This is a genomic window from Arthrobacter sp. UYNi723 (assembly GCF_054057635.1).
In genome coordinates this window covers 91,963-104,066 of sequence record NZ_JBSRZM010000001.1, presented here as the reverse complement: position 1 = coordinate 104,066, position 12,104 = coordinate 91,963, and the positions used below count along the sequence as shown (strand labels likewise).

Annotated in this window: 12 protein-coding genes; 6 read left to right on the top strand and 6 right to left on the bottom strand. The window is 66.4% G+C overall.

The window, feature by feature from the left end; all coding sequences use genetic code 11:
• Positions 1-53 precede the first annotated feature (53 nt).
• Positions 54-716 carry a helix-turn-helix transcriptional regulator gene (locus ACVWY0_RS00490; protein WP_485834993.1) on the bottom strand — a complete coding sequence of 221 codons (663 nt, stop codon included), beginning with the start codon at positions 714-716 and terminating at the stop codon, positions 54-56.
• 90 nt (positions 717-806) lie between these two features.
• Here ACVWY0_RS00490 and ACVWY0_RS00485 point away from each other — a divergent pair, with 90 nt between their 5' ends.
• Positions 807-1,235 (top strand): hypothetical protein, encoded by a 429-nt coding sequence (locus tag ACVWY0_RS00485; protein ID WP_485834992.1) that lies wholly within the window; start codon positions 807-809, stop codon positions 1,233-1,235.
• 9 nt (positions 1,236-1,244) lie between these two features.
• On the opposite strand, the gene ACVWY0_RS00480 is transcribed toward ACVWY0_RS00485, so the two are convergent.
• Complete coding sequence (locus tag ACVWY0_RS00480; RefSeq protein WP_485834991.1) at positions 1,245-1,910, bottom strand: hypothetical protein; 666 nt, start codon at positions 1,908-1,910, stop codon at positions 1,245-1,247.
• Between the two features lie 173 nt (positions 1,911-2,083).
• Between ACVWY0_RS00480 and ACVWY0_RS00475 the strand changes: the two genes are divergently transcribed.
• From ACVWY0_RS00475 to ACVWY0_RS00460, 4 genes are all read left to right on the top strand, one after another.
• Positions 2,084-3,046, top strand: coding sequence for a J domain-containing protein (locus ACVWY0_RS00475; RefSeq protein WP_485834990.1), 963 nt, complete (start codon positions 2,084-2,086; stop codon positions 3,044-3,046).
• Positions 3,047-3,112: 66 nt separating this feature from the next.
• Positions 3,113-3,580 (top strand): tRNA (cytidine(34)-2'-O)-methyltransferase, encoded by a 468-nt coding sequence (locus ACVWY0_RS00470; RefSeq protein ID WP_485834989.1) that lies wholly within the window; start codon positions 3,113-3,115, stop codon positions 3,578-3,580.
• 189 nt (positions 3,581-3,769) lie between these two features.
• A complete protein-coding gene (locus ACVWY0_RS00465; protein WP_485834988.1) occupies positions 3,770-4,378 on the top strand; it encodes a sigma-70 family RNA polymerase sigma factor in 609 nt (202 codons plus the stop codon).
• A 1-nt stretch (position 4,379) separates the two neighbouring features.
• Positions 4,380-5,249, top strand: coding sequence for an anti-sigma factor (locus tag ACVWY0_RS00460; RefSeq protein WP_485834987.1), 870 nt, complete (start codon positions 4,380-4,382; stop codon positions 5,247-5,249).
• Positions 5,250-5,297: 48 nt separating this feature from the next.
• Here ACVWY0_RS00460 and ACVWY0_RS00455 read toward each other — a convergent pair whose 3' ends face one another.
• The 4 genes from ACVWY0_RS00455 to ACVWY0_RS00440 form a co-directional block, all read right to left on the bottom strand.
• Positions 5,298-6,077, bottom strand: coding sequence for a PIG-L deacetylase family protein (locus ACVWY0_RS00455; RefSeq protein ID WP_485834986.1), 780 nt, complete (start codon positions 6,075-6,077; stop codon positions 5,298-5,300).
• A 2-nt stretch (positions 6,078-6,079) separates the two neighbouring features.
• Positions 6,080-7,033, bottom strand: coding sequence for an electron transfer flavoprotein subunit alpha/FixB family protein (locus ACVWY0_RS00450; protein WP_485834985.1), 954 nt, complete (start codon positions 7,031-7,033; stop codon positions 6,080-6,082).
• Positions 7,034-7,047: 14 nt separating this feature from the next.
• On the bottom strand, positions 7,048-7,848 hold the full coding sequence (locus ACVWY0_RS00445; RefSeq protein ID WP_485835188.1) for an electron transfer flavoprotein subunit beta/FixA family protein: 801 nt from the start codon (positions 7,846-7,848) through the stop codon (positions 7,048-7,050).
• A gap of 289 nt (positions 7,849-8,137) precedes the next feature.
• Positions 8,138-9,751, bottom strand: a complete 1,614-nt coding sequence (locus tag ACVWY0_RS00440) for a S1C family serine protease (RefSeq protein WP_485834984.1) — start codon at positions 9,749-9,751, stop codon at positions 8,138-8,140.
• Between the two features lie 286 nt (positions 9,752-10,037).
• Between ACVWY0_RS00440 and ACVWY0_RS00435 the strand changes: the two genes are divergently transcribed.
• Positions 10,038-12,083 (top strand): TPM domain-containing protein, encoded by a 2,046-nt coding sequence (locus ACVWY0_RS00435; protein WP_485834983.1) that lies wholly within the window; start codon positions 10,038-10,040, stop codon positions 12,081-12,083.
• Positions 12,084-12,104: the final 21 nt, after the last annotated feature.

Here is a 12,104-nt window from a genome sequence, read left to right as displayed (position 1 = left end):
CTCAATTCTAGCGGCGCCCAGGGCGGCGAACCCGCGGCCCGTCCTATCAGGAGTCAGGGCGGGGTGATCCTGGCACAGCACTGGCCCGGCTCACTGTTCGGCGCCACGCGCTCCTCCGGCTCCCCGCACGCCGCCGCCGCCCCCTGCAGAAATGCTCCGTTCATGGCGCAGACCACGTCCGGGTGCCCGTCCGAGAGCCGATGGAACGGGCAGTTCACCAGCACAAAGCCGCCGGCGCCGTCGGGCCGGGGCTCGTAGCCTTCTCCTGCGACGAAGTCCGCCAGGCTTGCGGCCCCGGCGGCCAGCGCCTGGCCCTTGCCGTACGACGTGGACAGCAGGGAATCGCCCACGGCGCCGCCGGTCACTGTGGAATGCTCGATCGCTGCGACCAGCAGCTCAGCGGCGAGATCATAGTTGCGGTCAGGCACGGAGGCCCCCACCTCGCTCGTTGCCTGCCGGTACATCTTCGCCGGCCGCCCGGAGCCGGGACCCGACTTCCCGGCAGCCTTGTGGAATTCCACCGCCAGGAGCCCGTCCTGGACCAGCCTGTCGAGGTGGAAGGATGCCGTGCTCCTTGGCAGCCCGAGGGCCAGGGCGGCGTCATCGCGTCCGACGGCGGCATCCGAGGCGGCGATCAGCTCAAAGAGCTGCCGGCGCTTCTCGTCACCCAATGAAACGACGGCCGCCATGCGGCGGCCCCACGGAAGTCTGCGCACCCTGTGCCCCTCACTCTAAAAACAACAACCATTGCTTAATGTTGCCGGTCTTTCTAAAATAATGATACCTACTTTTAGAAGGAGTCCACCATGACAATCAACGCGAAAATCAACGCAGGCGGTCGGCTTCAGGCGATGGCACCGGACCGGCAGGCGTTCTTCCTGCTGCGCACGGTGTTCACCGTGGCACCGATTCTCTTCGGTCTGGACAAGTTCACCAACATCCTGACCGACTGGACCATCTACCTCGCACCGGTTGCCACCACCGTGGTGCCGGTGTCGGCGCAGACCTTTATGTACATCGTCGGCGTTGTAGAGATCATGGCCGGAATTGCGGTGGCGGTCCGCCCCCGGTTCGGTTCCTTGCTGGTGGCCGTCTGGCTGTTGGGAATCATCGTCAACCTGCTGGTCCTGGGCAGCTTCTACGACGTTGCCTTGCGGGACTTCGGCCTGCTCGTGGGCGCGCTCGCCCTGAACCGCCTTTCCCCCGCCGGGTCCTGGCGCAGGCACGGTAAGTAACCGGCACGGCTACTTCGACGGCGGGACCACCAGGAGGCGTCCTGCGACGTCGGCCCGGGCGGCTGCCAGTGTGGCGTCGTCCGGGCAGGCCACGGAAATGTAGACCGATGATGCGGCTGTGCCGAACACCCGGGCCATAACGGCCGTGGACCTGACGCCCGGTTGGCCGGGTTTCTCCAGCACCAGCACTTCGGCCGATGGCCCCGCCCTGCCGGCCTCCCCGCCCCACCGCAGCGTCCCGGTCTTCAGATAACCGGGCAGGATGCTCGCGTCCAGGTAGGTGAAGAGGCCAATGGTTGACTCCTTGTCGTCCTGGAGCGCCAGCGGGGCCTGGTTGGTGCGGACCTTGGCCGCCACCCGGCAGCCATCGGCCTTCAGGTACTGGCTCTCGCCGGCCACGTTCTCCTTGACCTGCTGCCAGCCGGGTGCATCCTTGAGTCCGTCCGAGATCCCCACGGGGACCCCGGCGGCCAGGGAACCGCCAGCGGAGAACGGCATGTCCTTTGCGGCCACCGCTTCTGCGTCATGGCCCGGGGTGATGGTAGGGGTGGCCAGGGCGGTGACAGTTGGCTCCACTCTCGGGGCAGCCGGATCGGGAACGTCAACACTGCAGCCTCCCAGTGCTGTCACGCCGAGCAGCGCCCCCGCCACGAGTACAGCCGCCTGCGCCTTCACGTCTACCCCAATATGTTCGCCCGGACGGCCCGCCTGCCGTCGTCCTCAATGAGTCTAGGCGCCGGGCCGCGGGAACCACTGAGGCGTGCGCAGTCGTTGTGTGGGCAGGCCGTAAACTGGGGCCCACCGGGCTGCATGCCGTGGACTGGCCAGCGAAGAAAAAGGATGAGTGCTTGACCGAGAGCAGCAACTCCTACTATGAGGTGCTCCGCGTCGCCGTGACGGCCACCGACAAGGAGATCAAGGTGGCCTACCGCCGGGCCGCGCGAAAGGCCCATCCTGACCATGGCGGGGACGCCGCCGCTTTCCGGCAGGTGACGGCAGCATACGAAACCCTGATAGACCCCACGCGCCGGAAGGCCTACGACCGCTCGTATGCCGCAGGGACTGCCCGCAACACTGACGATTCCGCCGCAGGGCCGCACTTTGATGCGCCGGCGGCGGGCAGCCATGCCTCGGCCACTGTCCACAGGACCACCACGCCTCGGAACACCGCGGGCGACCCGCCCCTGTACGTCCCGCCCTATGATGCTGCGGCCTTTGAGGCGTCCGGCACGGTGCCGCTCATCCCGTTCGCCCAGGCCAGCCAGCAGGTCCACGGGATGCCGCGCAAGCGGGGCATTTTTGGCGCCGAGGCCAGGATCCAGCGCGAACTGCGGACAGTGCAGCTCATCACCCGCCAGGTCCTGCCCGCGATTCCTGCGGCCCGGCTGGTCAACGGCCTGCAGTCCCCCGCCGACAACAGCAACATCGACCATGCGCTCCTGTCCGGCTACCGGCTGGCGCTGATCGGGTCCATGCTGCTGCCCAAGGGCGCCTATGCCTGGGACGGACAGACGCTGAAGCACGGCGGACGCTCCATCGCGCCGCCGCAACTGGCCCACGTTGTCCGGGCCATGCAGGACATCTTCCCCGAACTGAACGTCACCGGCTGGACAGTCATCCACAGCGCCGAGGGCAACCTCCACGAACCCGTCATCGACCGCCACCGGCGAACAGCCGGCACGTCCGAAACCATCCAGGTGGTGAACGCGGCAGGCCTGGTCCGCGGACTCAAACACTTCCTCTCATCCGGCCCCACACCCAACACCGTCAATGTGTCCGTGCTGGCCAGGCTGCTTCGCGGCATGCACTGAACTGTTGCATGCGCTGGGTAGCGGGCACTGAACCGTTGACCCGGATTGGTTGACTAGGATTGGACGGTGTTCCGAATCCTCTTCTACGCCCCCGAAATCCCCGGCAACACCGGCAATGCGATCAGGCTGGCAGCCATAACCGGCGCCCAACTGCACCTGGTGGAACCCCTCGGCTTTGATTTCTCCGACGCCAAGCTCCGGCGCGCCGGCCTGGACTACCATGACCTCGCCGTCGTCACCGTCCACAAAAGCATCGAGGATGCCTGGCGCGAACTGCAGCCGGAACGTGTGTACGCCTTCACCTCTGACGGCACCGCCAGCTATGCGGACATCGCGTACCGCCCCGGCGATGTGCTGATGTTCGGCCAGGAATCAGTAGGCCTGCCTGAACACCTCAAGAGCGATCCGCATGTCACGGCCACCGTGCGGCTTCCCATGCTGCCGTCCCTGCGTTCGCTGAACCTGGCCAACGCGGCGTCGATTGCTGTCTACGAGGCCTGGCGCCAGCAGGGATTTTCCGGCGCCCAGATTTGAGCGCCCGCGGACCATCCGCAGGGCTGCCCGCACCGAATCACTCCTGACAGCAATTCCGGGGCGAGGAAGGAGCGGCAGGTGACACTGCTTGAGACGAGGCGGTCGGCGCCGCCGGCTTTCCCCTTTCCCAGGGGCAGCACCGGCCGCGATGCTCAGGTTTCACCGCCGGGCGACTTATGCTGGGTAGTGATGGAAACTCCCAACGCGCCAAACTCCGAGGCCCCGGCCGCAGTCAATGACTCACCGGCGGATCTCAGCAAGCGCTTGGCCGGGCTGCTCGCCCGCATAGCCGGCGGCGACCAGGCCGCGTTTGCCGAGTTCTACCAATTGACATCCCGCAGGGTGTTCGGCATGGCGCGGCGAGTGCTCATCGATCCCGAACTCAGCGAAGACACCACGCAGGAGGTTTTCCTCCAGGTATGGCAGAACGCCGCGAAGTTCAACCCGGAAGCAGGCAGTCCGCTTTCGTGGCTGATGACCATTTCGCACCGCCGGGCCGTGGACAAGGTCCGTTCCTCGCAGTCGGCCACCGACCGAGAGGCCAAATACGGCGCCAGCAGCCAGGACGTGGACCACGACTCCGTCTCCGCCGAAGTCGATAGCAGGCTCGAGGCCGAGGCGGTGGTCCGGTGCCTGGAAACGCTGACCGATACACAGCAGGAATCCGTGCGGCTGGCCTACTACGGCGGCCTCACTTACCGCGAAGTCGCGGAAAAGCTAAACGCAGCAGTACCCACCATCAAGTCCCGCATCCGCGACGGACTGATCCGCTTGAAGACCTGTCTGGGGGTGAGTTGAGATGACAGAAATGAATAGTCAGGGAGGCACCCGCCGTCCCGGCTCGTTCGGAACTGAGATCGCTGCCGACCTGGAATCCGGGCGGGCCGTGGATCTGGCCGAGCTCTATGCCCTGGACGCGATCAGCGATACCGAACGCGCCGCCATTGACCGCTACATCTCCGCCGCGCCCGACGCCGAGCGCAGCGCTTTCTTTGAGCGTGTCCGCCAGGCAAGGGAGACTCTCGCGGCGTCCTTTACGGCTGAGGCGGAGCCTCCCGCGGATCTTTTCGCCCGTATCGTGTCCCAGTTGCCGTCCCTCGCGCAACTGCCTGCCGATGGGCCCACCGCAGTCACGGCTGCCCCTGCCATGCCGGCCGCACAGCCGCCGGCAGAAGCACTGGATGAGCTCGCCGCGGCCAGGGTCCGCAGGGATGAACGACGTCGGCCTGCCGGCGCACGCCGCTGGCTCACCGCAGTGGCAGCCGCCGCCGTGATCGCCCTCGGTGGCGTGGGCGTGGGCGCCTACATCACGGATCAGAACGATCCCCTGAACCAGGTGGTCCGGGCCGCCGACGTCCGTGAAGCCTCCGTACCCGTCTCCGCCGGCGGCACCGCCACAGTGCTGATTTCGTCGTCGAAGGATGCCGTGGTGGTCAAGATGAACGGTGTACCCGCACCGCCGGCCGGCAAGGTTTACCAGATGTGGCTGATCCCGAAGGACGGCTCGGCACCGGTTTCCCAGGGCCTGATGGACGAAGCAGCCCTGTCAAAGCCTGCCGTGGTGAAGGGCATTGCGTCCGCTGCAGCGCTCGGCATCACCGTGGAGCCGGTGGGCGGTTCGGCCACGCCGACGTTCCCCACCGTGGCTGCCGCACCTCTGGGCGCATGAGCCCGGGGGCGGCTGCGCCAGAGGCCAGCCGCCCCACCACCGGAAGTTCTAGAAGCCGGCGATGGTCCCCGGGCCGTTGACGGCGACCACGTGGAAGGCTTCGGCGCTGCGGCCCTCAGCGAAGCCCGCACGCCGTGCATTCATGTGCATGCCGTTCCGCACCGCTGCTTCCATGGCCGCGACATCGGGATGCTGGCTCACGTGCACGTGGATCGCGTGGAGCTTGGCGTCCACATGGTCGGTGACATCCTCAAAGTGGTTCTCCCGCTCTTCCGGCCCGGCATAGAGCCACAGCCACGGCAGCTTGTAGGCCGCGAGGCCCGCCTCGGCCAGCTCGGGATAGGCGAACGGGTTTTCGACCGCAGGGTAGACAGCCCGGGTCACGGCCTCCCCCACGGCAAGGTGGTCCGGGTGGCTCTTCTGGAGGCGGTTCCAGTTCCGTTCCGGATGCATGGCAAGCACGACGTCGGGACGGATTTCCCGGATCAGCTTCACCACACCTTTCATCACCTCGTGCGTCGGTTCCAGGTAGCCGTCGCGCTCATGGAGGTAGTGGATGTCGGTCACGCCCACGAGTTCGGCTGCCCGGCGCTGCTCGGCCGCCCTGAGGGCGATGATCTCGGCCCGCTGCGCCGGGTCGAAGCCGCCCGCGTCGCCGTCGGTCATGATGCAGTAGCTGACGTGGATTCCCGCGGCCGTCCAGGCGGCGATGGTGCCGGCCGCACCGAAGTCGATGTCGTCCGGATGGGCGGCGAAACAGAGCACCCGCCCAATCCGGTGGATGTCCGGGTTGAACGGGCTCTGTGCTGAGGCAGCGGCGTGGGCCAAGGTCAGCCTTTTCGCTTCTTGATTTCTTCGGTGGCCTGCGGAAGGACGTCGAAGAGGTCCCCGATGATGCCAAAATCAGCGATTTCGAAGATCGGCGACTCGGCGTCCTTGTTCACGGCCACGATGATCTTGGCTGTCTGCATCCCGGCCTTCTGTTGGATGGCACCGGAAATGCCGGCCGAGATGTAGAGCTGGGGCGACACGGTCTTGCCTGTCTGGCCCACCTGGGCGTCGTGGCTGATCCAGCCGGCGTCCGTGGCTGCACGGGAGGCTCCGACGGCAGCACCGAGGGCGTCCGCAAGCTGCTCCACGGGGCCGAAGTCGCCGTCCACTCCGCGTCCGCCGGCCACCACGATGCGGGCGTCCGACAGATCCGGGCGGCCGCTGGCCGCCTTCTGTTCGCGGGCGGTGATGCGGGCCGCCGTGGCTGTGCCGTCCGCCGGCACTTCGACGGTGGACGTCTCCGGGGCGGAAGCCACGGATGCCGGCTCCGGCGTGACGTTGTTGGCCTTCACCGTCAGCACGGAAACCGCCGTGGTGGTCCGGGCAGAGGTGGTGTAGGACCCCGCGAGGACCGACTTGTGCGCTGTACCGTCGGCGTCGACCGCCACAACGTCGGTGATGACGCCGGCGTTGAGCCGGATGCCGAGCCGCGCCGCGATCTCTTTACCTTCGGGCGAGTTGTCCAGGAGGACCGTGCCGGCACTGGCGGCACCCGCGGCGGCAGCGAGATAGGCTGCCTTCGCCGAGACAAGGTAGTCATCCAGGTCCTGGGCGGAGGGCCGGAAAACGGCGGTGACGCCGTATTCGGCGAGCGTGGCCGAAACATCCTGATGCAGATCGCCGTTCAGGGCAACAGCGGTCTCTCCCAGGGAACGTCCCAGGGTGAGCAGTTCGAGGGTGCTCTTCTTCAGGGCATCGCCGGGGTTGTCAATGAATACGAGTACGTTTGCCATGTCTGTGATCCCTCTTAGAGCAGCTTCTGGGCGGCCAGGAAGTCGACGAGCTTGATGCCGGCGTCGCCTTCGTCGGTGATGATGGTTCCGGCGGTGCGCGGCGGGCGTTCCTCGGCAGCGGTCACTGTGGTCCACGATCCGGCGTGGCCCACGTGCGCGGGATCGACTCCGATGTCGGCCAGCGACAGCGTGGTGATGCTCTTGCGCTTGGCCGCGATGATGCCCCTGAAGTTGGGGTAGCGCGGCTCGTTGATCTGGTCAGTCACGGAGACCACCGCGGGAAGCGTTGCTTCGACGGTCTCCGAGTAGGTGTCGGCGTCGCGGCGCGCGGTGAGCCGCCCGCCGTCGACCGTCAGCGAGGACGCGAAGGTGACCTGCGGCAGACCCAGGCGCTCGGCGAGCTGGGCAGGGACCAAGGACGTCTCGCCGTCGGTGGACGCCATGCCGGTGAGGACAAGGTCCACCGGCGCGCCGGTGCCAATATGGCGGATGGCGGCCGCGAGCGCGAGCGAAGTGGCGGCGGCGTCTGAGCCGGCCAACGCACTATCGGTGAGGTGCACACCTTCGGTGGCGCCCATCTGGAGTGACTTCTTCACCGCGTTCACCGCACCGGACGCACCCATGCTCAGCGCAATGACCTGGTTGCCGGCCTTGGCGCCACCGCGGGCCTCAGCCAGCTGCAAAGCGGCCTCAAGGGCGTATTCGTCCAGCTCGGAAAGGATGCTTTCGTCACGGTCCGTCGTGTAGCCCTCGCCGGTGAGGTGACGGTCAAACTGTGCGTCCGGTACATGCTTGACCAGGACGATGATCTTCAATGTCTCTTCCACTGTGTTACAGCAGCCTTCCATGCTTGTGGACAGCCAGCCGGATAGGGTCATGGCCTCGGAACGCCCGGGGTACGGGTAGATCCTAGCTAACCATATAGCCGTCCCCCGTTGCCGTCCCGTTAACGCCTGTGTCACGGCCCTGCCCGGCGCGCACGGGGAACACGCACGACGGCGGCGGCACAGGACGGTGGCAACAGAGGACGACGGCGGCGATCACCTTTGGTGAGCCCCGCCGTCGTCCTCGTTAATGGTTGCCGTGCGTTCTGCCGATCAGGCCCTACTGGTCCGCTGCGGTGCCGAGCGTGACGTCGAACGTCTGTTCCTGGCCGTTGCGCAGGACCGTGAGCTTGACCTTGGAGCCGCCGGCCTGCTCGCGGACGGCCGCGGTCAGCTGGTTGGGCTCGCTGATGACCAGGTCATTGAACTTGGTCACCACATCGCCCACCTTGATGCCTGCCTTGGCTGCCGCTGAGTTTGCCTCTACCGTGGCCACGTCAGCGCCGACGGAGAAGCCCGAGGACGAGCTGGTGGACGACTTCTCCTTGACGCTGACACCCAGCTGGCCGTGGGATGCCTTGCCGGTGTCGATGATCTCCTGTGCCACCCGCTTGGCGTGGTTGATGGGGATGCTGAAGCCCACGCCGATGTTGCCGGCCGTGGACGAGGAATCCGAGCCGGCGGACGCGATGGCCACGTTGACGCCGATGATCTCGCCCTTGCTGTTGACCAGGGCACCACCGGAGTTGCCGGGGTTGATGGCGGCATCCGTCTGGATCACATTGATGGAGATGGACCCCTGGTTCGCGGTGCTTTGGCCCTGGCCACCGTTCGGCGGCGCGAACTGGAAGCCCTGATCGCCGCCCTGGGAACTGTCGCCCTCCTTGGGTGCTGCCGAAGACGCAACGCTGATGGTCCTGTTCAGCGTTGAGACGATGCCGTCAGTGACGGTGCCCGTGAGGCCCAACGGGGAGCCGATGGCGATGGCGGTGTCGCCGACGTTGAGCTTGCCGGAGTCTCCGAGGGTGGCAGGGGTCAGCCCGGAAGCGTCGTCCACCTTGATGACCGCAAGGTCAGAAAGGGGGTCAGTGCCCACCAGCGTGGCCTTGAGGACCTTGCCCGCACTGGTGCGGACCTCCAGGGCTGCGTTGGCGCTCTGGCCATCCAGGGTCACCACGTGGGTGTTGGTCAGGATGTGGCCCTGGTCGTCCAGGACGATGCCCGAGCCGGTCCCGCCGGAGCTGCCGCTGGAAGCGCTGATGGTCACGACGCTGGGGGAAGCCTTCAGTGCGGCCGCCGTGATGGCGTTGACATCGTCCTTGTTGTTAACAATCACGGTCTCAGGCTGGCTGCTGCTCGCGGCCGACGGCGAGCCATTGTTGAAGAGGTTGCCCGAACCGACTGTCGCTACGCCGCCACCCACGAGGCCGGCGGCAAGGATGCTGGCCACCAGGGTGCCGACGCCGAACGAGGCTTTTCGGCGGGGCGCGTCGGCAGGGTTCGGGGCAGCGTTGTACTGGCCCGGAGCGTACTGGCCTGGGTTGTACTGGCCTGGGTTGTGCTGGCCTGGGTTGTGCTGACCTGCCGAGCCGCCTGGCGCGGCCGAATGCGCTCCGTGCTGGCCGTACTGGTGGCCGGGAGCCTGCTGGCCTGGCGTCTGCTGGCTCGGTGTCTGTTGGCCATAGAAGGGCTCGCGGGGAGGATAACCCGGAGGGGCCGCACCCGGCAGCGGCTGGGTGGGGTTATCGGGTGCCCCGGATCGGTCCAGCTTCTCGGTCGGATTAGCCTGACCGACAGCGTCGCTGCGGACCTCCGCAGAGTTCTGGTCCGCATTCCGGTTCTCATCCGGATTGCGGTTCTCCGGCGCTGCACCCTGGGTTGGGTTCTCAGTCATTGGACTTCCTTTCATCCTCGTCTGCATTAACTATGTACCGTCTGGCTGGAACTGGGGCGAACGTTGGCTGGGAGGTTGCTGGGAGACCGAATTCCGCTGCCAGCAGGCTCTTCCGGGGGTTTCGCTGGTGGCATATTCGCCGCTGTGGACGCACCAAGAGGTGCACCATAGAATCAAAAGGAAATGCCACAGCGACCTGCGGCTTTACACCACGCGTGGGGGCGCTGCTGCATTCTGAGACGCTCATTCGTCCCGAATCGGTGTCAGGCGTGCTGAAGGGTTGCACATGCGGTCAAAGTTCAAACGTATCCTCGCCGTGATCGGCCTGACCGGGCTGCTCGCGGTTCCTGCCGGCGGGGCCTGGGCTGAAGATCCGGTGACACTGGATCCCTCCTCCAAGATTGTGGATTCCGCCGGCGTTCTCGGTTCGAAGAAGGCTGATGTGCAGGAAGCCATCAAGAAGCTTGGAAGTGACCACGCCACCGTTCTGCATGTTGTCACCGTCAAGAAGTTCGAAAACCCAACCGACCGCGAAGCGTGGACGGACGAGGTAGCCAAAAAGGCCAGCCTCGGACCTAATGCCTTGATTCTTGCGGTGGCTACCGAGAACAGACAGTACATCCTGAACAAGCCCAGCGGCAGCAAGATCACCGCCGCCCAAATCGAAAACATCAAGAGCAAAGCCATAGGCCCGCAGTTGGCCAATGACGACTACGCCCAGGCGGCCATTAACGCCGCGGCAGCCATCGGCGATGCAGCAGGCGGTGGCAGCGGCAACGTCCCCGGTGAGGGCGCCGGCGCCGCTGTCCTCGTCGGCACAGGCGTAGTTGCTGCCGGTGGAGCCGGCGCCTATCTCTACTTCCGAAACAAGCGGAAGAAGGCGGCCCAGGCGTCCAGTGCCAGCTATGGCGCCCATGGCGCCGAGCTGGATCCGCTGGCTTCGCTCAGCATCGAGGAACTCCGGCGCAAGAGCGGTTCCCTCATCATCGAGGCCGACGACGCCATCAAATCCAGTGAGCAGGAACTCGGGTTCGCGGAGGCCCAGTACGGCGACGCCGCGGTGGGGAACTTCACCAAGGCCCTGGCCGAGGCCAAAGCCCACATGTCCGAATCCTTCAAGCTCCAGCAGCAGCTTGACGACCACATCCCGGACACGGAAGAACAGCAGCGCAGCTGGCTCGGCGAGATCATCCGCCGTTCAGAGGCGGCGCTCGGCTCGCTCCAGGAGCAGAAGGCCGACTTCGACTCGCTCCGCGAGCTCGAGAAGAACGCCCCGCAGGCACTGGCAGCCATCAGCGCCGGCGCCCAAGAAGCCGATGCCAAGATCGCCAGCGCCGAACAGTCACTGACGGCCTTGCGCGCCAAGTACGCGGACAGCGCGCTGGTCCAGGTCGCTGACAACATCACCCAGGCCAAGGAACGGCTGGCCTTTGTGCAAAATGCCACGGCCACCGCCCAGGAGAAGCTCACCGAAGGCGAAGGCAGCCTCGCCGCGGTCGCCGTGCGGGCGTCTGAAGAGAGCCTGCACCAGACCAACGTTCTGCTGGACGCCATCGCCAAGGTGTCCACCAGCCTGGACGAAGCCCGGAACGGTCTGGAAGCGGCCGTCGTCGAAACCTCCCAGGACCTCGCGCAGGCGAAGGCCATGATCCAGTCCGGCGAACACCCCGAACTCGCCGGCCCGGTCGCCGGCGTTGAAGCAGCTCTAGGCCAGGTCAAGGCCGAAATCCAGGGCGGGAAAATCGATCCCATCGCCACCCTGCAGCGCGTTGAAACAGCACACCAGGCACTGGACCAGTCCCTCACCGGCATCCGGAACCAGCAGGACCAGGCCCGCCGCGCGCAGGCGTCGCTGCAGCAGACCATCATGTCGGCGCAGGCGCAGATCAGTGCCACCTCGGACTACATCACCGCCCGCCGCGGCGGGGTAGGCACCGAGGCCCGCACGCGGCTCGCCGAGTCCCAGCGCAACCTCGACTACGCACTGTCCATCTCGCGCAACGATCCCGTCACCGCGCTGACTTACGCCCAGCAGGCCCATGCCCTTGCGGCCCAGGCAGCGCAGCTCGCCCAGGCTGACGTCGACAACTTCGGTGGCTACGCCAACCAGGGCTTCGGCGGCGGGGGCATGTTCGGCGGGCGCGGCGGAGGCGGCGGCGGCCTCGGTGGCGCCATCCTTGGCGGTATCCTCATCAACTCCATCCTCAACGGCGGCAGCGGCGGAGGCTGGGGTGGAGGCCACAGTGACGGCGGCGGCTGGGGCGGTGACTCCGGCGGCGGCGATATGGGCGGCAGCTGGGGCGGCGATTCCGGCGGCGGCGGGGACTTCTGACCATTAAGAGCTAGGCGTCGG

Bases quoted from the DNA above. Each gene is read 5' to 3' on its own strand.
- ACVWY0_RS00460 (WP_485834987.1), top strand. From the start codon at position 4,380: ATGACAGAAATGAATAGTCAGGGAGGCACCCGCCGTCCCGGCTCGTTC.
- ACVWY0_RS00440 (WP_485834984.1), bottom strand. From the start codon at position 9,751: ATGACTGAGAACCCAACCCAGGGTGCAGCGCCGGAGAACCGCAATCCG.
- ACVWY0_RS00465 (WP_485834988.1), top strand. From the start codon at position 3,770: ATGGAAACTCCCAACGCGCCAAACTCCGAGGCCCCGGCCGCAGTCAAT.
- ACVWY0_RS00435 (WP_485834983.1), top strand. From the start codon at position 10,038: ATGCGGTCAAAGTTCAAACGTATCCTCGCCGTGATCGGCCTGACCGGG.
- ACVWY0_RS00485 (WP_485834992.1), top strand. From the start codon at position 807: ATGACAATCAACGCGAAAATCAACGCAGGCGGTCGGCTTCAGGCGATG.
- ACVWY0_RS00450 (WP_485834985.1), bottom strand. From the start codon at position 7,033: ATGGCAAACGTACTCGTATTCATTGACAACCCCGGCGATGCCCTGAAG.